Here is a 26,082-nt window from a genome sequence, read left to right as displayed (position 1 = left end):
CGCATGGGGTGCGAAAAAATCGTCAATTTCTGCTGGGGGTTTCTTTGTTATTATAGAGGAGTAACAAAAGGTTGTTTCGTCTTTCTTGTGTAAAAGGGCAAGAAAGGCTAGCGAGTTAAAAGGAGGTTTTTCAATGAAAAAAAAGCGTTATTTAATGATTGTGTGTCTACTATCTTCTCCTAGTTTTTTTATAAATGTTGAAGCGTCTGATGGTGGTTCTAGTTCGGTGGGGATTGAATTTTACCAAAATCCGACAACACCCGCTCCAAAAGATCCCCCACCGAAAACAGATGCGCCAGCTGCTGATCCCAAGGAACCAGCTGGTCCTCCGCAAGGAGATCAACGAAGTGGTGGTTCGACACAGACCACCACAACTGGCTCGCAGCTCCCTCGTACAGGGAGCAAGAGTCAGGCAAATTTGAACATTCTCGGCTTCGCCTTAATTGGCTTGGCGGGAATCGTACATAGAAAGAAGGGACGACATGAAGCGAAATAAATGGCAACGTCTTGCAGCTATTGGCTTATGTAGTTCTTTGCTAGTGAATGCCTTTTCTGGCGTGACGGCAGTTGCGGAAACTGTGACGATTGAAAGTAGTCCGACCGCCGAAAGTAGTGCCAAGGAAGAGACGCCAGCCAGTAGCGTGAAGGAAGAAACAACGAAAGCCAGTACGGAAAATAGTCAAGAGACGACTGATACGAGTCAGGAAGAAGCAACGAAAGAAGCGGAAGAACAAGAAGAAGCAGACAGCAAGATTGTGAATGATGTCAATAGCATAGTGTCGAAGGATGTACTGAAAGAATCTAATAAAAAGCTAGCTAAGGCAGTTGTTTATTCACCAGTATTCCCAGGTTTTAATGCTGAGTTTTTTGATGAAGAGAATAAAGCATTTACAGAACCTCTAAATATTACTGGAGAGTACGTCCATTGGCTTGCTTCTACTACACAAGTAGTACGTTATACAGATACAATGTATCCGATGGTATCTAGTAAATCTACAGTAAATAATAGGTATAAGGTAGTAACACAGAATGTAATGCAAGTACCCAGCAACCTGTTTGAATTCTTTCCAACTGGGTATACACAACGAGGATTAGGAATTAATAAGCTACAAATTACAACACCTTTACGTTACGTAGATAAAATTGAGCTTACAACAACCAGTGTACCAGGATATTATTATAATATTGATGGAATAGCTGGACCTCCTTCGACAACAGTAGGAGTAAGTCCTAATGCTGTTGAGAAGAGTTTTATAAAAAACAATACAGATAATACGTTCTCTATTCAGTCAAAATGGGGAGCAGGAACAGTTTACACCGTTCTTCCTGTAACAGCTATGGTAACAGGAAAGCCTGACTCGTCAGTTGCAGCGTTATTGATAGGATTTAACGCCGATACAGAACCACATCCATATGTGGCGAAATACAAAGTCACACGTAAACAAGTCACCGAAAAGTTCGTAGATGCGAACGGCGTAGCCATTACACCACCAACAGGGTTTACCCAAAATAAGAAAACACCAATGACCAGCAATGACTTCACCTTCAAACAAGCAGGTACCTTACCCGACACCTACACAACAGGCGGTAAGACCTACAAGTTCAAAGGCTGGTACAAAGGGAAAACCAAAACCGAGCCCTTGAAAACGACGAAAGCGCCAAGTTATGGGGTAACCTATGATGGCAATGATGACTTGAATGTGGTGTATGAGGAATCGAATTTCCCAGCAGTCACGTATCAATTTGGCTTTGTGAACGAAGCAGGACAATTAGTGAATCCTGCTGATATTAAGATTACGTATGATTATAAGAGCATTGCTTTTAGAGGAACAGGAGGTACAGGCTCTACTGTTTCTTTTGGAACACTTGCCACCAATCAGAGTGGTTCAACTGTTGGTAAGTTAAAAGAGGTAACACTCCCTGCGGCTAATATTGCTCGACCTACCGCAACGGGATGGAATGGTGATGCCTTTTCTAACTTCTCTATTAAGCTTCCTAGATACTATCAGTCGTTAAATCTTTATGATAAAGCAGGAAAGATTAATCCCAACTATCCACTACCTGCTATGACAATGATCAATTCTACTGGAGAAAATACAGACCAAACGGAGGCTGCTGTTATTGCTAATTTGATATTAACACAGCGAGCAGATAAGAGTTATACACCAAAAGAACTATATTCAGTAGCTGATCCCAGTGTTAAATATCCATATTTTTTGCGTAGAGTTATCAATAGCGCTAATTTAAGCTCTGGAAACTTAACCTATTGGACTGTCGGTAGTCCAATCTACTATCACTTAACCAACCGCAAAGTCACCGAAAACTTTGTAAACACAAGCGGTGCCAAAATCACAGCACCAAGTGGTTTCACCCAAGGCAAACAAACGGCGATTACCAGTGACTCGTACACCTTCAAACAAGCAGGCACCTTACCCGACACCTACACAACAGGTGGTAAGACCTACAAGTTCAAAGGCTGGTACAAAGGTAAAACCAAACCAAGTACCTTGACCACCACCAAAGCACCAAGTTATGGGGTAACCTATGATGATAATGATGATTTAAATGTGGTGTATGAGGAAGTAAGAGCCTTTGATTTTCCTGCAGAGACATTCCAATTTGGTTTTGTTGGTGAAGATGGTAAGTTAGCGAATCCTGCAGATATTAATATTACGTACAATCATACGGGGATTTCTTTTAGACGACCTGCAGGAGTAGATCCAAGCGTTTCTTACAAAACAATTGCTGCCAATCAGAGTGGTACAACGGTAGGTAATTTTAAACAGGTAATATTTCCTGCGACAACTATCGAGCGACCTACTACAACCGGCTGGAATGGAGATGTCTTTTCTGACTTCTCAATCAAGCTTCCTAAATATTATGAATCGTTAAATCTTTACGATAAAACAGGGAAAATTGGGACGAATTATCCATTGCCTAAACTAGCAATAATTAGCACGATTGCACCAGATAATGTTTTCACTGAAGCAGGGCTTATTTCTAATTTAACTTTAACACAGAGGGAAGATAGGAGTTATACACCGTGGGAGATAAATGTGACGATAGATTCTAGTGTTAAATATCCGAATATTATGAGTAGAAGTATTAATAGTTTAGATGAAAGCGATGGAAATATTAGATATAAAACAATCGAAGGGCCAATCTACTATCATTTAACCAATCGCAAAGTCACCGAAAACTTCGTTGATGCCAACGGTACCAAAATTACCGCACCAACAGGCTTCACCCAAGGTAACCAAGTACCGATGACTAGTAACACCTTCAAGTATACAGCGGCGAAAGCTTTACCAGCGACGTATACTGCAGGTGGCAAGACTTATACGTTCCAAGGGTGGTATAAAGGGAAAACTAAGCCAAGTACGTTGAACAAAACCACAACACCAACGTTCAATGCGACCTTTGATGGCAATGACGATATGACCGCCATGTATAAGGAAGAAATACCAACGGCTAGTGTCACATTAACTCGACCAAAAGAAGTGATCGATACGAATACCAATGTAATCTGGACAACAACGATCACGAATACCAGCAAAGCACCCTTACAGAATCTTACCTTGAAAAAAGGGCCCAATTGGTCAGCTGGTCTGACGATCCCGACCTTTATGGAAGTGACACCAGAAGGAGAAACGACAAAATCAATCCCAGTAAATAGTACACTTTGGACAGATGGGGTTTCTTTACCAAATGCCGTTCCTATCGGCAAAAAAGTTTCAGTTGCTTTCACAACGCGCGCAACAGGGAAACCAAACACTGTTTTGAAAGCAGAAGTTGTAGTATTTGGTGGTATTAAAGATCGTGCAGTGGATAACTTCGTGAGAATTCGTCCAAATGATCAAGAAGTAGTCACACCAACGACCGAAGGCTTCATCAGTGTGCCAACCTTCGACTTCGGCCAAGTGGGCGTTGCAGGAACTAAGCAACAACACAGCTTGAAACAAGCCGCGGATTACTACGGTAACGGTACCCGCAATCCGTATGTCCGAATTAAGAAAACGCAACCGAATTGGAGCTTAACAGCGCAACTGTCACAACCAAAATCAGCGACAGACAGCTTGCCTACAGCGACCCGCTTATTATTAGGGGCGGCACCTGTCTCTAGCTTCACCAATTACAATCAACCAACCGAGTTGAAAAATACGGTCGGTACCACGAGTGCCATTAGCTTAACAGCCAACAACACGGCGACGAGTATTATTGCCAACAAGCAATTCACAGGTAGTAATGTTTACCAGTTGGACTTCACCTTCAATAATGTCAAACTTGAAGTGCCAGCCAATCAAGGTGTTAAAGGGCAGCAATACAAGGCCGCAGTTACATGGAACCTAGTTACAGGTCCTTAAAATAGTTAAGTTATCATGAGAAAAGCTCAAAATGTTAGTTGTTATTACTAACATTTTGAGCTTTTTGGTTTAAAAGTTAAGAAAAAAATAGTTGGAGTTCGTTAAAAGAGCGTTTAAATCCTTGATTTTCGCTAAAATAACACTTGTTTTCAAAGGGGACAGAGGCGCTCAGCCTTGAAAGGATAGGAATCACTAAAAAACGGCACTCAATATGTCAAAATTTGAAATTTCAAGCGGTGTGTTCTTTGGTAAAATAAATAAAAAAATGCTAGTTATCAGTATCGATAATAACAGGATACTGATTAAGAAAGGACTTTATAGAGACTATAGATTGAATTTTTACATAGAAAGAAGGAGCAAGATGAAGCGAGTAAATTGGAAAAGATGGCTAGTTGTTGGGTTAAGTTGTTCTTTGTTCATGGATTCAGTGGTCGGTGTGACTGTGTTAGCGGAAACGATTACTGGGGCGACGGAGCAAGGAGTAGCATCATCTCAGTCTAGTGACGAAGCGAACCAGACGACACAGCCAACCGAAGAGTCACAGGCAACGGTCGCTAGTGAAGCGAAAACAGTGCCGCCACAGGAAACGGCAAGAATTGCTTCTCGAGCGATTGGTTATTCTTCTGTGGAAGGGCGCGAGATTCCCTTTTTCTTTGTGGAGGAAGACGGGACGTTGTTTGATCCCGACCGGATTACGATGACGGTCAATCTTTCTTCGTTTTCGTTTTATGAAGAGAAATTACAACGAACCCCCCTTGAGCCCACCACTGTGAATGGCGGAAAGTTACTGTCTATTCCAACGTCACCAGCTTTTAAATATGATACCAACAATCGGGATCCAAGTAACATTTATGGCGTTTCTGAAGTGTCGTTTACTATTCCTAAGGAGTATCAAAGCCTGGACATTCGACCAAGTACGTTTTATACAGGAGACACTACGCAATATCCAGTGCCAACGGTTTTTGCGAACGTTGGGGGCAAAGTGACGAACTATGTGGGCGCCAATGCGGAGACGGAATTAGAGTTAACCAATGAAAAAATGCCCAATAAGCTGACGTTTGGTCCTAAAAAGACGTTTAAATATACGGTAGCTACGGCACCAGGAGGCGTTACGTATGCACTGACCTATTTTTATGGAGATGTCGGCGGTCCAACTAGTTCGCACCAAAGACGAGGAACAGCGGGTCCTGTGTATTATTATTTAACCAAGCGGCGTGTCACGGAAAAATTTGAGAATCCCGCAGGCGGGGCGATTCCTGCGCCAGAAGGTTTTACGCAGGATAAGAAAACCATTGTGACAGGGGAGGATTTTACTTTTACCCAAGAAGGCACCTTGCCTGAACGTTACACAGGCAGTGATGGGAAGACGTATTTATTTAAAGGTTGGTACAAAGGGAATGCGAAACCTAGCACATTGGAAACCACCAAAACGCCTAGTTATGCGGTGACCTATGATGACAATGACGATTTGCATGTGGTCTATGAAGAAGCAGTGATGAAAACCTATACGTTGCCAGCGAGAGAAGCTTTGTTCGGCTATGTTGATGAGCAAGGAAACTTGATTAATCCCGCCAAGTTTAAGCTAAGTGCGACCATGGGTGAAAGTGACGGAACCACAGGGGAAATGACGACTTTTCCCACAATTGATGGAATCGATATGCCAGCAAGTCAATTAAAGAAATTAGCCATCCCGCAAAAAGTCTACACACGCCCAGACGATGGGACAATCGTAACTTATGGCCCGCAAGAAGTGAGTGTTGAAATTCCTAAGTATTACCAGACGATTTCGATTAAACCAACTACTGCGTATACAGGGGATAAAACCAAGTATCCAGTGCCAAATGAAGTGCGCCGTGGCATCGAAAACCCCGACAATATTGTTAGTAGTTTAGTGGGAACCACTGCGTATAACTTGACCCAAAAAAGTGCTACGCGCTATACTGCCCGCCGTTCTTATTGGACGTGGGACACCACGAAGACACTTTACTCAATGAGTATCTATTCAGGAACTGCTGGGGGCAACTATAATTTATCGACCCCCGATGGCACCATTTATTATTACTTAGAAAATCGGCGGGTCACAGAACATTTTGTAGATGATAGTGGTGCAAAAATCACGCCACCAACTGGCTTTACACAAGGAAACCAGCTAGTGATGGACAGTGAAAACTATGTCTACACCGCCACGAAAGCTTTACCGAAGATCTACCAAGCTGGTGAAAAAACCTATATCTTCCAAGGCTGGTTTAAAGGCAAAACCAAGCCAGCAACATTAAAGACGACAACGACCCCAAGTTTTACACCAACTTTTAATGATGAGGACGACATGACCGCTGTGTACCAAGAAGCGATTCCCACCGCGGAACTAACGTTAACAGGTGCCGTTGACATAATCGAAAATGGCGCCACAATGGACTACTGGGAAGCACTACTGAAGAACACAGGCGAAGCGCCGTTAACCACCATTAAAATCAAGCCAACGGCAACTTGGGCGGCTGGCATCGGCGCACCCAACACGATATTTGTACAAGGAACGGGTCAAAACACCAAAGCCTTTCCTGTCACCAAAGAACAATGGACGACCGGTGCAGGAGTGTCCATCACGTTGGATCAGCCTTTACCAGCTGGCGGTCAATTAAAAATGAACATATTAGGAACCACCGTGACCGGTCAACCTGGTCAAGTTTTAACCGCTGATGTTGAGGTAACGGGCAACTTTGGCAGCTTAACCGCCAAAGATACGGTCCGTATTAAAGATTTAGATCAAGAAATTACGAGCCCTGACGGCGACGGCTTTATTAGTACCCCGACATTTGATTTTGGTAAACTAGCAATTTCAGGAAGTAAGCAACAATATGGTTTGAAGAAGGCCGCAGATTACTACGGCAATGGCACTCGCAACCCTTATTTACGCCTGAATACTAGCCAAGCCAATTGGAGTTTAACGGCGCAGCTGTCACAACCGAAATCAGCCACAGACAGCCTGCCAACAACGACTCGCTTATTGCTAGGAACGGCCACTGCTGCCAGCTTTACCGATTACAACCAACCAACAGAAACCAGGACACCACTTGGCAAGACCAGCACCGTGACTTTAACCGCCGACAATACCGCAACAGCGGTGGTCGCAAACCAACAGTTCACAGGCAGTGACGTCTATCAGTTGGACTTCACGTTTGCTAACATCAAACTAGAAGTGCCAGCCAACCAAGGTATGGCTGGCCAACAATACCAAGCCGCCGTCACGTGGAATTTAGTGACTGGCCCCTAAAATAAAAATGCCCGAGCCTCTTATTTTTCTAAGGCTCGGGCATTTTTATTGATGGTCTTTTGATGGTCGTTGTGCTATAATAGCATTGAAAAGAGAGATATGCGCTAACATACTTCTCTGATGTAGAGCCGTTTAAGACGGTGACCAATTGTATTATTTAAAAATAACCGTACTGGTCAAAGTAAACGGTTATTTTTTATTGTCATTTTTAAGCAATTTCACAATCAGTGCAATCAAAGCAATGGTAAACATACCAAACCCAAGGATTGTCTGAATTGTTTCATATGCTGACAACAGGCCTCTCCTTTCTGTAAATTTTGGAAGTACGCTCATACGCACCACCTCACTTTCAGATTAGATAGCCACCGTGTTAACTTCTCTACTCTTAGATTATACCATGCAAAACTAAAAAATAATTAGTTTCCAATATATTTTTTCAGGAAATTGTGCTATAATGATAATGAAAAGAGAGCTATGCGCAAACATACCTCTCTGGTGTAGAGCCGTTTAAGACGGTGACCATGTTAATTATTTAAAAATAACCGTACTTGGTCAAAGTAGACGGTTATTTTTTCTTGTCTTCTTTAACAACCTTTAGGATTCCGAAGATTAACGATAAATTTATTCGTACTTTTCGGGAAAATGTGCTATAATGAAAAGGAAAAGAGAGATATGCTTCAACATACCTCTCTGATGTAGAGCCGTTTAAGACGGTGACCTTTTTAGTTACAAAAAATAACCGTACTTGGTCAAAGTAGACGGTTATTTTTTCTTGTCATTTTTAAGCAATTTCACAATCAGCGCAATCAAAGCAATGGTAAACATACCAAACCCTAGGATCGTCTGAATTGTTTCATATGCTGACAAAAGGCCTCTCCTTTCTCTAAATTTCGGAAATACGTGCATACGCATCACCTCTCTTTCAGATTGGATAGCCACCGCCATAACTTCTCTACACATAGATTATACCATGCGAAACAAAAAAATAATTAGTTTCCAATATATTTTTTTAGGTAATTGTGCTATAATAAAAAAAGAAAGCGATGCGGAAACATCTTTTTCTATTGTCAAACCGTTTAAGAACGGTGACAAAAATTAATATTTTTGAAATGACCGTCTAACTAGGCAAAGTTAAGCAGCGCCCCTTTCATTAAGGGGCGCTGCTTTTTAGTCGTTATTGTGATTGTTCAGTGTCTTTCGTAGAGAGGTTCATTTGTTCTTTGATGGCATTTTCGACACGTTGACGTTCACTCTCTTCCACAAGTTGATAAGAAATACCTTCAATACCTGTCACGCCATCGCCAGTGTAATCGTAGCCTTTTAATTGATCGGTTTCAATCGTTTTTAGTGCGGGGGTGTATTTTTTTAGCATTGCCATCATTTGGTCAAAGGACAAGTCGGTTTCGCCATGTTCGCCGATTACGTCCAGAATTTCTTGATATTTTAGCAAGCTGTTAAAAGAAAGTAGCTTGTTGGTTAATTCGATTAAAACTTCTCGTTGGCGGCGTTGACGACCATAGTCACCTTCGGGGTCTTCGTAACGCATGCGCGCGTATTGTAAAGCTTCCCAGCCACCTAAATGCTGTTTGCCTTTCGGATAATGAATCCCTTCAGCGTCAAAAGCAAAGGCGTTGTCGACAGTGACGCCGCCCACCGCATCGCCAAGGTCCTTCATAGCATCCATATCAATTGAAAAGTAATGATTGATTGGGATGTGCAAGACATTTTCAACCGTTTTAATTTGCATATCGGCACCACCGAAAACGTGGGCCGCATTGATTTTATTGTATTCGCCATTGGTGCCAGCCATTTCCACATAGTAGTCGCGCGGGATGCTGGTGATGGTAGTTTTTTGTAATTGATTATTCACTGTAACCACCATTAAGGCGTTGGAGCGGTAATCGGTTTTGCGTTTTGAGTCATTCGCAATTCCCATAATTAAGAAACTAACCGGCTCCCCTTTGGCTAAATCGGGACTCTTCGTGGAAGATTTTCTTGGTTTATACATGGTGTTCGCCGTTTTTTGCAAATTGCGATACATGCTGACGCCGTAAGCCGAAACAGAAAGTGTGCCTAAAAATAAAAGGGTTAAACTGAAGACCACGAATAAACTTTTTCTTTTACGAGAATGGCGGTGCCGGCGTTGTGTCGGTACTTCTGCTTCCTCTGGTTCTGATGCCGGCAAATAACGTTGAACAATTTGAAATGAAAAGTTGATCCAGCTATAACTTAGGAGCATCCCAGCGATGACATCACTAGGATAATGAACGCGTAAGATTAAGCGACCTAACACAATCAAAACTAAATAAGTGAGTAAGAAAATTTTGATGCCTTTGGTTTTTTCGACATGAAGATAGGCCAAAATGATCAAAATCGTACAGACTAGCGCCATTGCTAATAATGAATGTCCGCTGGGAAAGCTAGCAGAGCTTCGATCAGCTAAAGCGCCTAGGTTTGGTCGAGCCCGACCCACCACATGTTTAAAAACGCTCCCTAAGAAGCCGACAGCTAATAGGTTACTGACAGCCCAAAAGGCTAGAATTTTTTCTTTTTTGCGTAAAAGGTAAACCATCAATAATAAGAAGAATAGCAGCATTGGTCCAATTGTGGCTGTTTTTGCTAACAGATTGACCGCTGTTAAAAGTGGGGCATTTAATTGCCATTTGATGTGATAGATAGCTTCGTCCATTTGTTGAAACCAATTTGGACTAGCCGCCACTAACAAAGTGAGGAAAGTAAAACCAAGCGTTGTTAGGGCATAAAGTGGAAATTTTTTATTCGATGTTTGCATGAGAATCCCTTTCTTTTTCCCTTGAAAGAGTAGACTAAGCCAGCATCGATCGTAAATAAGCGCTTGCGACTAAACAGGACACAGCAAGCCAATCGGTTCTCATCGTCTGAGCTTTAGCACTATCCAACGTAAAGATTTCTCTTAGCTATTTTTAGAAGAGCCTTAATTCGACCATTCCTGTTTTACACATTGGTGTCTTTCGACATTTCTGCGCAATAGCCTATGTTTGGATAGGAGCCTCACCTAACAAGGTTATTTTATCTAACGCTAGAAGTATAGAATTTATGCAGCGGTTCTCACAATGAAGTTTAAGAAAATTTATTGTTTTTTAAATAAATTTAAAGGTGTGGGGAAGTGAAGCAGTTAAAAAAACAGTACTTGAGCATTCTTAAAAAAGTGTACAAGGCTGTTCTCGGTTAACCGCTATAAATAGTTGGTGTTCAATAATGATAAATTAAAAAACAAACATTTTTTATAAGAGTGCTATAAGTTTTTTTCAGTAAAAAAGGCGGACAGTTGCTATTGAATTGCTAGTTCATTTAAAATAAATATGTCGACAATAATTGTGCACAAAGTTGATGGTCGCTATCGAAAAAGTAAAAATGATGTTGTGGAGATTTTATGTTTCAGTTGATTAAGATTACATGTTTTTTGAAGGGTTTTGCTTATAAGGGAGCGATATACATGAAAAAAATGATGTTATTTATAATTGCAGTAGGCGCAACGATGATCAGTGTTTTTGCTTTAGGAGATGCACAGCAGAGTTATGCACACGGCTATGTTGATAGCCCAGTCAGTCGAGTCAAAAATGCGGAAGCAAACGGATTTGGATGGGGACCTGGTCAAGACAGCTCACAGCCAGAAATTATCACGACACCCCAAGGAATTGAAGCGCCAACTAAATTATTAGACACGGGTCAATTAAATGGAAGGTTGCCTTCAGCTGGCTTAGCAAGCTATTCCAAACTAGATGAACAAACAGCCACTCGTTGGGTAAAAAGTAATATAACAACAGGAGAGAATAATTTTAAATGGGTGATGACGGCAAAACATAAGACCAATCGTTTTAGATACTATATGACGAAACCTGGATGGAATCCTAATGCACCATTAACGATGGACGAAATGGAACTGATTGGCATAGTAGGGCAACCAATCGGTCAAGATTTACCTCCTGGTCAAGGATTTATGGTCAATGATACAGAAACACACAGAATAAATATTCCCGCTGATAGGAAAGGATACCATGTTATTTATGCCGTTTGGGATATCAATGACACGATTAATTCATTTTATCAAGCGATAGATGTTAATGTTCAATAATCAGGTATCAAGATAATGTGGCTGAGACAAAAGTGCTTAGCGCCAAGAACCAAGTAGGTTCTGTTCATCATCGAATCACTACGTTCTTCGTGATTCTCAACACTTGGAAGGATTAAGATATGCCGAACACTTGTGTGAGAAAGTCAATTTCGGCTTATTTCCGAAGGGGCTGCTTTTGTTCAGCTGATTATCTTCAGAAGAAGCAAGTGGGACATCAGTCAAAACGACTGATGTCCCACTTGCTTTTTTCTAAATTTCCCCACTTAACCTCGACGCCATTCACCAATCTGGTCCAAACTAATTTCCCCAGAAGACAACGTTTTGGCCGTGCCATCAGGCAACTGGACAATCAATTCGCCATTTCCATTAATGGTTGTCGCAACGCCGCGGAAGTCTTGCCCGTTTTGGGTAAAAGCGACGTCTTTGCCAATCACAAAGGAGCGTTGACGGTATTCTTCTAAAAAGTCTTTCGTTGAACGTTTGTCTAAAATTTGATAAAAATGATTCCAAATGTTGGCGACTAATTCATTTCGCGTCGCCGTTGGTTCACCCTCTGGGAAAAGAGAAGTCACTTTCTGCCGAATGTCCTCAGGAAATTCGGTTTCTGTAATTGAAAAATTAATCCCCATGCCGATGATAACATTAGAAATCTGCCCTGTTTCCACATTGCTCATGGCTTCCGACAAAATCCCGCAAACTTTTTTGCCGTTTAAATAAAGGTCGTTGACCCATTTAATTTCTGTGTGAACGCCTGCCAGAGCATCCATTGCTCGAGCGACCGCTACGGCCATAATCACAGTATATTGAGCGATTTCTTCAAAATTTTGGTTCGGTTGAAGCACCATGCTCATGTAAATCCCTTTACCTGGCGTAGCGAAAAACGGCCGGCCGAACCTGCCCCGCGGCATTTCTTGCATGTCAGCAACAATCAAAGTATTGTCGGGCGTCTGGTCTAAAATCGCCCGCTTAGCATCGGTCATGGTAGATTCAGATGTTTCTAGGACGGTAATTGTCAAAGGCGGTGTTTGTGACCATAACGCCAACTGAATGCCTTCTGCAGAAAGGACATCTGATTTTTCAAGGCGATACCCCTTATTTTGCACGCTAGTAATTTGATAGCCATCTTTTTTCAATTCATTAATCGCTTTCCAAATAGCTGTGCGAGATAAGGACAGACGTTGTGCCATCTCTTCGCCGGAAAGGAATGCGGGCGTTTGTTTCATCAATAAAGTTAGGACTTGGCTTTTTGTCGACATATTTTTTCCTCCGATTCGTTATGCTTATTGTAGCGGAAAGGAAAAGGCTTGGTCAACTAGTGAAAAAATCCATCTTAGGATGGAGGAAAATGAAGCAGGCGTTTGCTATACTTGTTTTATTGAGAAGGAGTGAGGGGAATGGAAAAGCAACAATATGTTTGTGAGAAATGTGGCAATATGCACTATGTGTCGGACCAATTTCAAGCAACAGGTGGGAACTTTGCGAAAATTTTTGATGTTCAAAATAAAAAATTTATTACAATTAGCTGTACCCAATGCGGCTACACCGAACTTTACCGCAGCCAAACAAGCGGCGGCATGAATGTCCTAGACTTTTTATTAGGTGGCGGTTAGTCAAAAACGAATGCATCTTTGCATTCGTTTTTTTGTGTGAATAGAAGATAGGGGAAAATGCGTAATTATTTATTACGCATTTTTTCATTTAAACCCTTTACAAAAAAACTCCTTTTTATGAAAAAGAAAAACTTAAAGAAACCCTTGACTTTTCTAGACAAAGGTAGTAGAATCTATAGAGCAAAAACTATCTGAAAGTGACGAAGCAGGAGCGAAATATTGTCCGTTCCGGTTTTTTATAGGAAAACAAAAGTAGAAACGCCAGAAAATTTTTCGGAAGCATGTTCTATTTTTGGTTTTTTTTTGCTTAAAAACTGCAAAAAATGCTTTTTGTTACATATATTTAATATATGTAACGTAAATGTAATTTTTCGGATTGGTGTTTTGATAGACTTATAACTAGAGGGGTGAAGAGCTTGGCTGGACACGTAGTAAAATACGGAAAGCATCGCGAACGTAGAAGTTTCGCACGTATCAGTGAAGTATTGGAATTACCAAATTTAATTGAAATCCAAACAGACTCTTATCAATGGTTTTTAGATGAGGGACTTCGTGAAATGTTTGAAGACATTTTACCAATTGATGATTTCCAAGGAAACTTATCCTTAGAATTTGTTGACTATGAATTAAAAGAACCAAAGTACACAGTAGAAGAAGCCCGCGCACATGATGCCAACTATTCTGCGCCATTACATGTAACATTACGTTTAACCAACCGTGAAACAGGTGAAATTAAATCCCAAGAAGTCTTCTTCGGCGATTTCCCATTAATGACAGAAATGGGTACCTTCATCATCAACGGGGCAGAACGTGTTATCGTTTCCCAATTAGTTCGTTCTCCAGGTGTTTACTTCCATGGAAAAGTGGACAAAAACGGCAAAGAAGGTTTTGGCTCAACAGTCATTCCTAACCGTGGTGCATGGTTAGAAATGGAAACAGATGCGAAAGACATTTCTTATGTTCGGATTGACCGCACACGTAAAATTCCTTTAACTGTGTTAGTTCGTGCTTTAGGTTTCGGTTCAGATGATACCATCTTCGAAATTTTCGGCGACAGCGAAAGCTTACGCAACACAATCGAAAAAGATTTACACAAAAATGCAAGTGATTCTCGTACAGAAGAAGGCTTGAAAGACATTTATGAACGTCTTCGCCCAGGCGAACCAAAAACAGCAGATAGCTCACGTAGCTTGTTAACTGCACGTTTCTTTGATCCAAAACGTTATGATTTGGCAAACGTTGGTCGCTACAAAGTTAACAAAAAATTAGACTTAAAAACACGTCTATTAAACTTAACCTTAGCTGAAACGCTAGTTGATCCAGAAACTGGTGAAATCATTGTCGAAAAAGGCACGGTTTTAACACACCAAATCATGGAAACATTAGGCGAATACATTGACAACGGCTTAAACAGTGTAACTTACTATCCAAGTGAAGATGCGGTAGTAACTGAACCAATGACAATCCAAGTGATTCAAGTTCTTTCACCAAAAGATCCTGAACGTATCGTAAATGTGATTGGTAACGGCTATCCAGACGACAGCGTAAAAACAGTTCGTCCAGCAGATATCGTTGCTTCAATGAGCTACTTCTTCAACTTAATGGAAGATATCGGTAATGTCGATGACATCGACCACTTAGGTAATCGTCGTATCCGTTCAGTAGGCGAATTATTACAAAACCAATTCCGTATTGGTTTAGCCCGTATGGAACGTGTGGTTCGTGAAAGAATGTCTATTCAAGACACAGAAACATTGACACCACAACAATTAATTAACATCCGTCCAGTGGTAGCAAGTATCAAAGAATTCTTTGGTTCTTCACAGTTATCACAGTTCATGGACCAAACAAACCCATTAGGTGAGTTAACCCATAAACGTCGTCTATCAGCCTTAGGGCCTGGTGGTTTGACTCGTGACCGTGCCGGTTATGAAGTTCGTGACGTTCACTACTCTCACTATGGTCGTATGTGTCCAATTGAAACGCCTGAGGGACCAAATATCGGGTTGATCAATAGCTTATCTAGTTATGCGAAAGTGAATAAATTTGGTTTCATCGAAACGCCTTATCGCCGTGTTGATCGTGCGACAGGCCGTGTTACTGATCAAGTAGATTACTTAACAGCAGACATCGAAGACCATTATATCGTAGCGCAAGCGAACTCAGTTTTAAATGAAGATGGCACATTTGCCAATGATGTTGTTATGGCGCGTCTACAAAGTGAAAACTTAGAAGTTGCCGTAGACAAAGTTGACTACATGGACGTTTCACCAAAACAAGTAGTCGCAGTCGCAACAGCATGTATTCCTTTCTTAGAAAACGATGACTCCAACCGTGCCTTGATGGGTGCCAACATGCAGCGTCAAGCGGTGCCGTTAATTCAACCACGCTCTCCGTGGGTAGGTACAGGTATGGAATATAAATCAGCCCATGACTCAGGTGCTGCTTTACTATGTAAACATGACGGTGTCGTAGAATTCGTCGATGCAAAAGAAATTCGCGTTCGTCGCGACAATGGCGCATTAGACAAATATATGGTTACAAAATTCCGTCGTTCTAACTCAGGAACAAGCTACAACCAACGCCCAATTGTTCACTTAGGTGAAAAAGTTGAAAAAGGTGATACTTTAGCGGATGGACCTTCTATGGAAGAAGGCGAAATGGCTTTAGGGCAAAACGTCTTAGTTGCCTTCATGACATGGGAAGGTTACAACTACGAGGATGCCATTATCATGAGCCGTCGTTTAGTTAAAGACGATGTTTACACTTCTGTGCATATTGAAGAATATGAATCAGAAGCACGTGATACAAAATTAGGACCTGAAGAAATTACCCGTGAAATTCCAAACGTTGGGGAAGACGCGTTGAAAGACTTAGACGAAATGGGGATTATCCGCATTGGTGCTGAAGTTCAAGATGGCGACTTACTAGTTGGTAAAGTCACACCTAAAGGGGTTACAGAATTATCTGCAGAAGAACGTTTATTACACGCAATCTTCGGGGAAAAAGCCCGCGAAGTTCGTGATACGTCTCTCCGTGTACCTCACGGTGGCGGCGGTATCGTTCATGATGTGAAAATCTTTACTCGTGAAGCTGGCGATGAATTATCACCAGGTGTCAACATGTTAGTTCGTGTCTATATCGTTCAAAAACGTAAAATTCACGAAGGAGATAAAATGGCGGGACGTCACGGAAATAAAGGGGTTGTTTCCCGTATTATGCCGGAAGAAGATATGCCATTCTTACCTGACGGAACACCTGTTGATATCATGTTGAACCCATTAGGGGTACCTTCTCGTATGAATATCGGACAAGTACTTGAATTACACTTAGGTATGGCTGCTCGCCAATTAGGTATTCACGTCGCAACACCTGTTTTCGATGGGGCAACCGATGAAGACGTTTGGGAAACTGTTCGTGAAGCTGGTATGGCTAGCGATGCTAAAACAGTTCTTTACGATGGACGTACAGGTGAACCATTTGATAACCGTATTTCCGTTGGTGTCATGTATATGATTAAATTAGCCCACATGGTTGATGACAAATTGCATGCTCGTTCAATCGGACCTTACTCTCTTGTTACGCAACAACCGTTGGGTGGTAAAGCTCAATTCGGTGGACAACGTTTCGGGGAAATGGAAGTTTGGGCACTGGAAGCTTACGGTGCTGCTTACACATTACAAGAAATCTTAACTTACAAATCTGATGACGTTGTCGGACGTGTGAAAACATACGAAGCCATCGTTAAAGGTGAACCAATTCCAAAACCAGGTGTGCCTGAATCATTCCGAGTATTAGTGAAAGAATTACAATCACTTGGTTTAGACATGCGTGTCTTGGACATTGAGGAAGCTGAGATTGAGTTACGCGATATGGACGATGACGATGATGATTTAATCACCGTTGACGCACTAACCAAATTTGCGGAACAACAATCAGCGAAACAGCTGGAAAAAGAAGCAGAATCAGTCGTGAAAGAAGAAGCACAAGACGTTGTTCAAGAAATTGAAACAGCCGAAGACAGAGACTAATTTGTCGCTACCACTCTGATGAGTTGATTCAACTGCGACTTTGTTGCAACTGCGCAAGTCATTACTTGTTCCAAGTGTCGTCAGACCTTCTTTCAAGTGATGCTTGCCATTTGCTAACAAGTTGCTGACTCAGCTTCTCTAAATAAGGAAATGGAGGGAATTCCTTTTGATCGATGTAAATAAATTCGAAAGTATGCAAATAGGGCTTGCTTCACCAGAAAAGATCAGAAGCTGGTCTTATGGGGAAGTTAAAAAACCCGAAACAATTAACTACCGTACATTAAAACCCGAACGTGAAGGGTTATTCTGTGAACGCATTTTTGGTCCAACCAAAGACTGGGAATGTGCTTGTGGTAAATATAAACGTATCCGTTATAAAGGTATTGTCTGTGACCGTTGTGGCGTTGAAGTCACTCGTTCAAAAGTACGTCGTGAACGTATGGGACATATTGAATTAGCCGCACCAGTTTCACATATCTGGTACTTTAAAGGAATTCCATCTCGGATGGGTCTTGTTTTAGACATGAGCCCTCGTGCATTGGAAGAAGTCATTTATTTTGCTTCATACGTTGTCATCGAACCAGGTGACACAACATTAGAGAAAAAACAATTGTTAACGGAACGCGAATATCGTGAAAAACGTGAACAATATGGCCAAGCCTTCAAAGCTGCTATGGGTGCCGAAGCCGTGAAACAATTATTAGATAACGTCGATTTAGATGGCGAAGTTGCGCAATTAAAAGAAGAATTAAAAACAGCTTCTGGTCAAAAACGGACACGTGCCATCCGTCGTTTAGACATCTTAGAAGCCTTCCGTGCTTCTGGTAACCAACCAAGCTGGATGGTAATGGATGTTATCCCAGTTATTCCACCAGATTTACGTCCGATGGTTCAATTGGAAGGTGGTCGTTTTGCAACAAGTGACTTAAACGACTTATACCGCCGTGTTATCAACCGTAACAACCGTCTAAAACGTTTATTAGACTTAAATGCGCCAAGCATCATCGTTCAAAACGAAAAACGGATGTTACAAGAAGCGGTCGATGCTTTAATCGATAATGGTCGTCGTGGCCGTCCAGTTACTGGACCAGGTAACCGTCCATTGAAATCTCTTTCTCACATGTTGAAAGGGAAACAAGGTCGTTTCCGTCAAAACTTGCTAGGTAAACGTGTTGACTATTCTGGTCGTTCCGTAATCGTCGTTGGTCCGTTCTTAAAAATGTACCAATGTGGTTTACCAAAAGAAATGGCGATTGAATTATTCAAACCATTTGTAATGCGTGAATTAGTACAACGTGAAATTGCGACAAACATTAAAAATGCGAAACGTAAAATCGAACGTGGCGAAGATGAAGTTTGGGATATTTTAGAAGAAGTTATCCAAGAACACCCAGTTTTACTTAACCGGGCACCTACGTTGCATAGATTAGGGATCCAAGCTTTCGAACCTGTTCTTGTTGAAGGTCGTGCGATCCGTCTTCACCCATTAGTTTGTGAAGCCTACAATGCCGATTTCGATGGAGACCAAATGGCGGTTCACGTGCCTCTAAATGAAGAAGCACAAGCAGAAGCTCGTATGTTAATGCTTGCTGCCCAAAATATCTTGAACCCGAAAGATGGTAAACCAGTTGTTACACCATCTCAAGATATGGTCTTAGGTAACTACTACCTAACAATGGAAGAAGAAGGCCGTGAAGGGGAAGGCATGATCTTCCGCGACATGAACGAAGCTGTTTTAGCATGGCAAAATGGCTACGTACATTTACACTCACGGATTGGGGTTCAAACAACACTTTTAGGTGACAAACCATTTACTGATTGGCAAAAAGAACGAATCTTAATCACCACAGTTGGTAAGATCATCTTTAACGAAATCATGCCTGTTGAGTTCCCTTACTTGAACGAACCAACAGACTATAACTTAACTGTTCAAACACCAGATAAATACTTCGTAGAAGCTGGTACAGACATTCCTGCACACATTAAAGAGCAAGAATTAGTTTTACCATTCAAGAAGAAAAATCTTGGAAATATCATTGCTGAAGTCTTCAAGAGATTCCACATTACGGAAACCTCTAAAATGCTTGACCGCATGAAAGACTTAGGTTACAAACACTCAACTTATGCTGGGATGACGGTAGGGATTGCCGATATCATGGTTCTTCATGAAAAACAAGCAATCATTGACGCTGCCCACAAACAAGTTGAAACAATTACTAAACAATTCCGTCGTGGTTTAATTACTGATGACGAACGTTATGAACGTGTAATCGGCGTTTGGAACGGTGCCAAAGATGAAATCCAACAAAAACTGATCGAAAGTATGGAAGCTCGTAACCCAATCTTCATGATGTCTGACTCTGGAGCCCGTGGTAACATCTCCAACTTTACACAGTTAGCTGGTATGCGTGGTTTGATGGCCGCTCCGAATGGACGAATCATGGAATTACCAATCATCTCAAACTTCCGTGAAGGACTTTCTGTCTTAGAAATGTTTATCTCAACTCACGGGGCTCGTAAAGGGATGACCGATACGGCCTTGAAGACAGCCGATTCAGGTTACTTAACACGTCGTTTAGTTGACGTTGCCCAAGACGTAATCATTCGTGAAGACGACTGTGGCACTGACCGTGGTCTTGAAATCGAAGCCATTCGTGAAGGTAACGAAATTATCGAACCATTAGACGAACGTCTATTAGGTCGTTATACACGTAAATCAGTTGTTCATCCAGAAACTGGTGCAATCATCATTGGTGCGGATCAATTAATCACTGAAGATCTTGCAAGAGAAATCGTGGACGCTGGTATTGAAAAAGTAACCATCCGTTCTGTCTTTACATGTAACACAAAACATGGTGTATGTAAGCACTGTTACGGACGTAACTTGGCAACTGGTTCTGACGTTGAAGTCGGAGAAGCAGTTGGTACAATCGCCGCTCAATCTATCGGGGAACCTGGTACACAGTTAACAATGCGTACGTTCCATACCGGTGGGGTTGCCGGTGACGATATCACTCAAGGTTTACCTCGTATCCAAGAAATCTTTGAAGCACGTAATCCGAAAGGGCAAGCAGTGATTACAGAAGTAACCGGTGAAGTTATCGATATTTCTGAAGATCCTGCCACACGTCAAAAAGAAGTAACCATCAAAGGAAAAACAGATACACGTACCTATACTGTCCCTTACACTGCACGTATGAAAGTTGCTGAAGGCGACATCATCCACCGTGGTGCACCGTTGACAGAAGGTTCAATTGATCCAAAACAATTATTACAAGTTCGTGATGTTTTATCTGTTGAAAACTACCTATTACGTGAAGTACAACGTGTTTACCGTATGCAAGGGGTAGAAATCGGCGACAAACATATCGAAGTAATGGTTCGTCAAATGTTACGTAAAATCCGCGTAATGGATCCAGGTGACACTGAAATCCTTCCAGGAACATTAATGGACATCGCAGAATTTAAAGACCGTAACTACGACACATTAGTTGCTGGTGGCGTCCCTGCTACTAGTCGTCCAGTCTTACTTGGTATTACCAAAGCGTCATTGGAAACAAACAGCTTCTTATCTGCTGCATCCTTCCAAGAAACAACACGCGTGTTAACAGATGCTGCTATCCGTGGCAAAAAAGATCCATTACTTGGATTGAAAGAAAATGTTATCATTGGTAAAATCATCCCAGCTGGTACTGGTATGGCTCGTTACCGTAACATGGAACCAAAAGAAGTTGGCGTAGCTAGCGAAAACGTTTATAGTATTTCAGACATTGAAGCACAAATGGCTGCTGAAGATGCGATGAAAAACATCAATAAATAAACCCTAAAAAGCCGCAAGGAGCATGCTCCTTACGGCTTTTTTTATTTGCTATAACCAACTGATTGTGAGTAAGCCCAAACTTAAAAAGGGGACAAAAGGAAGTGTCTGTTCAACTGGATACACCAAAAATTTACAGCTGTAGCCATAGATTAGGCCATAACTACTGGCAAAAAATAGTAGCATCAGCAACTGAGGTACCTGTAAAAAACAGCCCCACAAACCCAGTAACAAAAGATCCCCTCGCCCCATGGCTTCCGGAAAATAATGTAAGACGGCTCGGAAAAAACAAAAACAAAAAAGACCAGTCAGTAAGTAAAACGAATGCTGACCCGCCATTTTCAGCAAGCAAAGCACAAAAAAACTCGGATAAAGAATCTTCGGTTCAACCACTAAATACCAGTAATCAATCAAGGATAATGTGAAAGCGCTCGTCAGCCACCACCAGAGAATCACAGCGTCAATCGTCAGGCCAGCTGAAAAACAGCTTGCGGTTAAGCTGCCCATGACAAGTTCTGCTAAAAGATAACTCTTAGCTACTGGCTGTTGACACTTTCGACAACGAAAGCGCTGCAGCAAAATCGAAACAACTGGAATTAATTCATAGAGTTGTAGAGGCTGGTGGCAACCTTGACAGTGGGAAGGGGGCCACCACAAAGAACGCCCTACTGGTAAGCGCTCCGCCACTAAGCATAAAAAAGAACCGAAACAGGCACCAATCAAAAAGAGACTTAAGAAAAACATAGGTTACCTCCTTAAAAATAAACTACGCTTTTTTTAAACTTTTTCGTTTGACTAGACAAATCTTTTTTTGTTAGGAATAATAAAAGAAACAAGAAATGAGGGAATCAAATGGAAAAATTAGCGATTGGTGTCGACGTTGGCACCACGCAAGCCAAAGCAGTGGCTTTTCAAGCAAATGGCACAGTCGTAGCTTCTAGCTATGTGCGTTATCCATTAATTCAAGAGACTGAAGGAATGGCGGAGCAAGACCCAGAAACGCTGTTCCAAGCTGTGGTGAACTGTATTCGAACCGTCACACAACAAGTGAAGAATCAACCAATTGGGCTCATTTCTTTTGCTTCAGCGATGCATGGCTTAATTGCCATGGATGCGCAAGGACGCCCATTGACCCAAGTGATTACTTGGGCTGACACACGAGCATCTGATTATGCGGAAGAGTTAAAAGAAACGCCAGCGGCCCAATTGTTTTATCAATTGACAGGCATGCCAGTTCATCCAATGGCGCCTTTGTACAAGATTCGCTGGCTGCAGGAAAATCAGCCAGCCGTTGCGCAGAGCGCGGCCAAGTTTATTGGGATTAAAGACTACATTTTTTACCGTTTCTTTGGCGAATACTGGACAGATTATAGTAGTGCTTCAGGAATGGGTTTATTTAATATTCACACACGGCAATGGGAATCGTCGATTTTAGCGTATTTATCTATTGAGGAGGAACAGTTGCCAAAAGTTGCCCCGTCAACGTTCATTTTTCCAGCGTTAGCGCCTTCTTGGCAAGAGATGCTTGGTGTTGAGGAGGAAACGGTTTTAGTTCTTGGTGGCGCGGATGGTCCATTGTCTAATTTAGGTTTGGGAGCGCTAGGAATGGGTGTAGCGACTTTGACCGTTGGTACGAGCGGCGCACTTCGGTATATTGTCGAAGAACCTTTTTTGCATCCGCAAGGTGAAACGTTTTGTTTTGCTCTAGATGAACAGCACTGGGTAATTGGTGGCGCAAGTAGTAATGGTGCAGTTGCGTTAGATTGGGTGAGCCAAACGATTTTTGCAGAAGAACGTCAGCAAGCTATCCAAAACGGGACCAATCTCTATGACCCAATTATGGCCAAAATTGCAACCGTGCCAGCCGGGGCAAATGGCTTACTGTTTCATCCTTATTTGCTTGGTGAACGAGCACCGCTGTGGAATGCAGAGGCGAGCGCAAGTTTTATTGGCTTGCGCAAAAATCACCATGCCGGACATTTAGCTCGAGCGGTGGTGGAAGGAATCTGTTTCAATTTAAAAACCATTTTAGAGGATTTGAAACAACTCGGTGGACCCGTTCAGGAGATTCGAGCGACAGGCGGCTTTGCTGATTCCCCTGTGTTCCGTCAAATCATGGCTGATGTGCTGGGAGAAACGTTATCGTTCACTGATAGCACCGAAGCTTCGGCATTAGGCGCTGTTTTGCTAGGTTGGCAAGGCTTAGGGCAGTTACCAAATTTGCAAGCAGCGGCGCAACAGGTGCTGATTCATGAAACGGTCACGCCACGAGCGGATCAATTGCTAGTTTATCAAGAACTGTATCCTGTTTTTCAAGAAACCCAACAAGTTTTAGCACAAAGTTATCAAAAATTAGCAGAATTCCGCAAATAATTGATAGTAAATAGCTTTGACAAATGGCTGAGAAGTTGCTTAACTAGAAGAGAGACAAAGACTTGAGGAAATGAGGATGAGGAATGAAGAAGCAGCTACTACCACTATTTCTGTTATTCATTGGGGCGTTAGCAAGCTGCAGTGCACCGTCTCGTTCCGGCGAAAAAGCAGCGCAACAGTTGGTAGATTACTTTATTTATCAAGAAAAGCCAGCGACATTCTCTCAAACTTTTCGTGAACCGAAAGTCTTGGCGGAGCATTTGCAGACGAGCCGTCAACAGTTCCAGAAGCAATTTTTCAATAGCTTAAAAGAAATGAACGCTGAAGTCACCGAGACTGAAGCCCAGAAGCTTAGCGCAGAATTATTGGCTCAAGTGAAGAAAAAAGCGTCATATCAACTAGTAGCCACGAAAGAAATGAATGGGCAAGCGACAATCACTTTTCAGATTAAGGGCTTAGATTTTGTGACGGCGATTGAAGATACAACCACTGCTCTTCTTCAGCAAACGCAACAGGCGACACAAGCGCTAGACATGCAGCACACGTTAGCCGTTTTAAAAAAAGAAATCCAACAAATCAATGTCAGCCATGAGCCAGTTGAACTGCCATTAACGGTTAAGCAAGTAGAAGGACAATGGTACTTGCCGGCAGCGGAGCAACTGAGACTGAATCAGTTTTTTTTAGCTTTCATCACAGGAAAAGAAGATACTGACCAGTTGACAGAGGCACTCGACACGATCCTCACTCAAGCGGAACAAAAAGTCGTCACTGCGGATGAAAGAACAGCGATTGCAGGAAATTAATTAGATTCTTAATTGTAATTATTATAATTTGATAATAATTTTAAAAAAGAAAGGTTTTCAGTGTACTTTTTTCACAATTCATATTACACTAAGAGTGTAGAAATAATATTTAGGAGGATGACAAAGAATGAAATTTGAAAAAACAAAAGAAATTTTGAACCAACTCGTTGCAGATTTAAGCCAATTTTCCGTGGTAATTCATCAAACACATTGGTATATGCGTGGACCTGAATTTTTAACACTTCACCCACAAATGGATGAATACATGGATCAAATCAATGAGCAATTAGATGTTGTTTCAGAACGTTTAATCACATTGGACGGCTCTCCATTCTCAACATTGCGTGAATTCGCAGAAAATACAAAAATTGAAGATGAAATTGGTAACTGGGACCGCACTATTCCAGAACGTATGGAAAAATTAGTAGCAGGCTACCGTTACTTAGCAGACCTTTACGCAAAAGGAATCGAAGTTTCTGGTGAAGAAGGCGACGACTGCACACAAGACATTTTCATCGCAAACAAAACAGACATCGAAAAAAATATTTGGATGTTACAATCCAAACTTGGCAAAGCGCCTGGTATTGACGCATAATTTAAAACAACTCCCAAAGCCGCTGACGTTGACGTTGGCGGTTTTTTTCTGTTTAAAAGGCACAAAAAAATAAGTGAAAATCTATTTTCTGAAAGCGCAGAAAAACATTGACTTTATCAGTGATTGAAGGTAAAATATTAAATGGTATTGTTTGCCCCACAATGAGCCCCGGAAACTCAAGTGTATGTCAAACATCGAAAACAAAATTGGAGGAAAGAAACGTGCGTACAACATATATGGCCAAAGCTGGCGAAGTAGAACGTAAATGGTATGTAGTAGATGCAACAGATGTTCCTTTAGGACGTCTATCAGCAGTTGTTGCTTCTGTACTACGTGGTAAAAATAAACCAACATTCACACCACATGTGGATACTGGAGATTTCGTAATTGTAATTAACGCTGATAAAGTAAAATTAACAGGTAAAAAAGCTACAGACAAAATTTACTACCGTCACTCAATGTATCCTGGAGGATTAAAATCAGTGACAGCTGGTGAATTACGCGACAAAAACTCTCGCCGTCTTATCGAAACTTCTGTAAAAGGTATGCTACCTAAAAACACTTTAGGACGTAAACAATTTACTAAATTGAACGTATACGGTGGAGCTGAGCATCCACATGCTGCACAACAACCAGAAGTATTAGATATCACGAACTTAATTTAAGGAGGGAAATTCATTGGCACAAGTACAATATAGCGGCACAGGCCGTCGTAAAAATGCAGTTGCCCGCGTACGCTTAGTACCAGGTACTGGTAAAATTACTGTAAACAAAAAAGACGTAGAAGAATATATTCCACATGCTGACTTGCGTGAAGTTATCAACCAACCATTTGGCGTAACTGAAACAAAAGGCGCTTACGATGTAATCGTAAACGTAAACGGTGGTGGCTATGCTGGACAATCAGGAGCTATCCGTCACGGAATCGCTCGTGCATTGTTACAAGTAGATCCTGACTTCCGTTCTGCTTTAAAACGCGCTGGGTTACTTACTCGTGACGCACGTATGGTTGAACGTAAAAAACCAGGTCTTAAGAAAGCCCGTAAAGCTTCACAGTTCTCAAAACGTTAATCCTTTGCTACAAGTGGATTTTAAAAGACTCTC

17 protein-coding genes and 1 riboswitch are annotated in these 26,082 nt (G+C 41.7%); of the genes, 12 read left to right on the top strand and 5 right to left on the bottom strand.

Annotated elements, in window-relative coordinates:
* Positions 1 to 133: 133 nt before the first annotated feature.
* The 3 genes from IGK54_RS12705 to IGK54_RS12695 all read left to right on the top strand — a co-directional run bounded on the left by IGK54_RS12705 (position 134) and on the right by IGK54_RS12695 (position 7,635).
* Positions 134 to 496, top strand: a complete 363-nt coding sequence (locus tag IGK54_RS12705) for an LPXTG cell wall anchor domain-containing protein (protein ID WP_104869734.1) — start codon at positions 134 to 136, stop codon at positions 494 to 496.
* Positions 483 to 4,364: a WxL domain-containing protein gene (locus IGK54_RS12700; RefSeq protein ID WP_430603075.1), complete on the top strand. Its 3,882-nt coding sequence runs from the start codon at positions 483 to 485 to the stop codon at positions 4,362 to 4,364. The genes IGK54_RS12705 and IGK54_RS12700 overlap by 14 nt, the downstream gene beginning before the upstream one ends.
* A gap of 211 nt (positions 4,365 to 4,575) precedes the next feature.
* Entirely contained in the window at positions 4,576 to 7,635 is a 3,060-nt protein-coding gene (locus tag IGK54_RS12695; protein WP_430603073.1) for a WxL domain-containing protein, read from the top strand.
* A 189-nt stretch (positions 7,636 to 7,824) separates the two neighbouring features.
* Here the strand turns inward: IGK54_RS12695 and pepG1 (IGK54_RS12690) are convergent, their stop codons facing one another.
* The 3 genes from pepG1 (IGK54_RS12690) to IGK54_RS12680 all read right to left on the bottom strand — a co-directional run bounded on the left by pepG1 (IGK54_RS12690) (position 7,825) and on the right by IGK54_RS12680 (position 10,426).
* On the bottom strand, positions 7,825 to 7,968 hold the full coding sequence (gene pepG1 / locus IGK54_RS12690; RefSeq protein ID WP_002392696.1) for a type I toxin-antitoxin system toxin PepG1: 144 nt from the start codon (positions 7,966 to 7,968) through the stop codon (positions 7,825 to 7,827).
* A 429-nt stretch (positions 7,969 to 8,397) separates the two neighbouring features.
* On the bottom strand, positions 8,398 to 8,541 hold the full coding sequence (gene pepG1, locus IGK54_RS12685) for a type I toxin-antitoxin system toxin PepG1 (RefSeq protein WP_002389461.1): 144 nt from the start codon (positions 8,539 to 8,541) through the stop codon (positions 8,398 to 8,400).
* 268 nt (positions 8,542 to 8,809) lie between these two features.
* On the bottom strand, positions 8,810 to 10,426 hold the full coding sequence (locus IGK54_RS12680) for a phosphatase PAP2/LCP family protein (protein ID WP_085444189.1): 1,617 nt from the start codon (positions 10,424 to 10,426) through the stop codon (positions 8,810 to 8,812).
* 91 nt (positions 10,427 to 10,517) lie between these two features.
* A riboswitch (M-box (ykoK) riboswitch) is annotated at positions 10,518 to 10,684 on the bottom strand.
* 426 nt (positions 10,685 to 11,110) lie between these two features.
* Here IGK54_RS12680 and IGK54_RS12675 point away from each other — a divergent pair.
* Entirely contained in the window at positions 11,111 to 11,749 is a 639-nt protein-coding gene (locus tag IGK54_RS12675) for a lytic polysaccharide monooxygenase (RefSeq protein ID WP_002375448.1), read from the top strand.
* 263 nt (positions 11,750 to 12,012) lie between these two features.
* Here IGK54_RS12675 and IGK54_RS12670 read toward each other — a convergent pair whose 3' ends face one another.
* Complete coding sequence (locus IGK54_RS12670) at positions 12,013 to 13,005, bottom strand: biotin--[acetyl-CoA-carboxylase] ligase (protein ID WP_010778026.1); 993 nt, start codon at positions 13,003 to 13,005, stop codon at positions 12,013 to 12,015.
* Positions 13,006 to 13,143: 138 nt separating this feature from the next.
* On the opposite strand from IGK54_RS12670, the gene IGK54_RS12665 reads away from it, so the two are divergent.
* The 3 genes from IGK54_RS12665 (at position 13,144) to rpoC (ending at position 21,210) form a co-directional block, all read left to right on the top strand.
* Entirely contained in the window at positions 13,144 to 13,359 is a 216-nt protein-coding gene (locus tag IGK54_RS12665; protein ID WP_002354768.1) for a zinc ribbon domain-containing protein, read from the top strand.
* Positions 13,360 to 13,775: 416 nt separating this feature from the next.
* Positions 13,776 to 17,390: a DNA-directed RNA polymerase subunit beta gene (gene rpoB, locus IGK54_RS12660; protein WP_010712913.1), complete on the top strand. Its 3,615-nt coding sequence runs from the start codon at positions 13,776 to 13,778 to the stop codon at positions 17,388 to 17,390.
* Between the two features lie 166 nt (positions 17,391 to 17,556).
* The gene (gene rpoC, locus IGK54_RS12655) at positions 17,557 to 21,210 is read left to right on the top strand and encodes a DNA-directed RNA polymerase subunit beta' (protein WP_002354777.1); all 3,654 of its coding nucleotides are present in this window, start codon (positions 17,557 to 17,559) and stop codon (positions 21,208 to 21,210) included.
* Positions 21,211 to 21,258: 48 nt separating this feature from the next.
* Here rpoC and IGK54_RS12650 read toward each other — a convergent pair whose 3' ends face one another.
* Entirely contained in the window at positions 21,259 to 21,951 is a 693-nt protein-coding gene (locus IGK54_RS12650) for a prepilin peptidase (RefSeq protein WP_002368500.1), read from the bottom strand.
* 108 nt (positions 21,952 to 22,059) lie between these two features.
* On the opposite strand from IGK54_RS12650, the gene IGK54_RS12645 reads away from it, so the two are divergent.
* The 5 genes from IGK54_RS12645 (at position 22,060) to rpsI (ending at position 26,049) form a co-directional block, all read left to right on the top strand.
* Positions 22,060 to 23,580 (top strand): gluconokinase, encoded by a 1,521-nt coding sequence (locus IGK54_RS12645; protein WP_033594235.1) that lies wholly within the window; start codon positions 22,060 to 22,062, stop codon positions 23,578 to 23,580.
* A gap of 83 nt (positions 23,581 to 23,663) precedes the next feature.
* Positions 23,664 to 24,383: a DUF5105 domain-containing protein gene (locus IGK54_RS12640; RefSeq protein ID WP_430603070.1), complete on the top strand. Its 720-nt coding sequence runs from the start codon at positions 23,664 to 23,666 to the stop codon at positions 24,381 to 24,383.
* A gap of 127 nt (positions 24,384 to 24,510) precedes the next feature.
* Entirely contained in the window at positions 24,511 to 24,978 is a 468-nt protein-coding gene (locus IGK54_RS12635; protein ID WP_142957091.1) for a Dps family protein, read from the top strand.
* A 236-nt stretch (positions 24,979 to 25,214) separates the two neighbouring features.
* The gene (gene rplM, locus IGK54_RS12630; RefSeq protein WP_048670019.1) at positions 25,215 to 25,643 is read left to right on the top strand and encodes a 50S ribosomal protein L13; all 429 of its coding nucleotides are present in this window, start codon (positions 25,215 to 25,217) and stop codon (positions 25,641 to 25,643) included.
* Positions 25,644 to 25,656: 13 nt separating this feature from the next.
* Positions 25,657 to 26,049 (top strand): 30S ribosomal protein S9, encoded by a 393-nt coding sequence (rpsI, locus tag IGK54_RS12625; RefSeq protein ID WP_002354786.1) that lies wholly within the window; start codon positions 25,657 to 25,659, stop codon positions 26,047 to 26,049.
* Positions 26,050 to 26,082: the final 33 nt, after the last annotated feature.

Origin of the sequence: Enterococcus sp. DIV2384 (genome assembly GCF_050534975.1) — a bacterium.
Lineage (GTDB): Bacteria > Bacillota > Bacilli > Lactobacillales > Enterococcaceae > Enterococcus > Enterococcus faecalis.
Note: the sequence above shows the minus strand (reverse complement) of the source record. Positions and strands in the feature narration are given on the sequence as shown.

Excerpts from the sequence above, each read along its gene's own strand:
- IGK54_RS12705 (WP_104869734.1), top strand. The coding sequence starts at position 134 with ATGAAAAAAAAGCGTTATTTAATGATTGTGTGTCTACTATCTTCTCCT.
- IGK54_RS12700 (WP_430603075.1), top strand. The coding sequence starts at position 483 with ATGAAGCGAAATAAATGGCAACGTCTTGCAGCTATTGGCTTATGTAGT.
- IGK54_RS12695 (WP_430603073.1), top strand. The coding sequence starts at position 4,576 with ATGTCAAAATTTGAAATTTCAAGCGGTGTGTTCTTTGGTAAAATAAAT.
- pepG1 (WP_002392696.1), bottom strand. The coding sequence starts at position 7,968 with ATGAGCGTACTTCCAAAATTTACAGAAAGGAGAGGCCTGTTGTCAGCA.
- pepG1 (WP_002389461.1), bottom strand. The coding sequence starts at position 8,541 with ATGCACGTATTTCCGAAATTTAGAGAAAGGAGAGGCCTTTTGTCAGCA.
- IGK54_RS12680 (WP_085444189.1), bottom strand. The coding sequence starts at position 10,426 with ATGCAAACATCGAATAAAAAATTTCCACTTTATGCCCTAACAACGCTT.
- IGK54_RS12675 (WP_002375448.1), top strand. The coding sequence starts at position 11,111 with ATGAAAAAAATGATGTTATTTATAATTGCAGTAGGCGCAACGATGATC.
- IGK54_RS12670 (WP_010778026.1), bottom strand. The coding sequence starts at position 13,005 with ATGTCGACAAAAAGCCAAGTCCTAACTTTATTGATGAAACAAACGCCC.
- IGK54_RS12665 (WP_002354768.1), top strand. The coding sequence starts at position 13,144 with ATGGAAAAGCAACAATATGTTTGTGAGAAATGTGGCAATATGCACTAT.
- IGK54_RS12650 (WP_002368500.1), bottom strand. The coding sequence starts at position 21,951 with ATGTTTTTCTTAAGTCTCTTTTTGATTGGTGCCTGTTTCGGTTCTTTT.
- IGK54_RS12645 (WP_033594235.1), top strand. The coding sequence starts at position 22,060 with ATGGAAAAATTAGCGATTGGTGTCGACGTTGGCACCACGCAAGCCAAA.
- IGK54_RS12640 (WP_430603070.1), top strand. The coding sequence starts at position 23,664 with ATGAAGAAGCAGCTACTACCACTATTTCTGTTATTCATTGGGGCGTTA.
- IGK54_RS12635 (WP_142957091.1), top strand. The coding sequence starts at position 24,511 with ATGAAATTTGAAAAAACAAAAGAAATTTTGAACCAACTCGTTGCAGAT.
- rplM (WP_048670019.1), top strand. The coding sequence starts at position 25,215 with ATGGCCAAAGCTGGCGAAGTAGAACGTAAATGGTATGTAGTAGATGCA.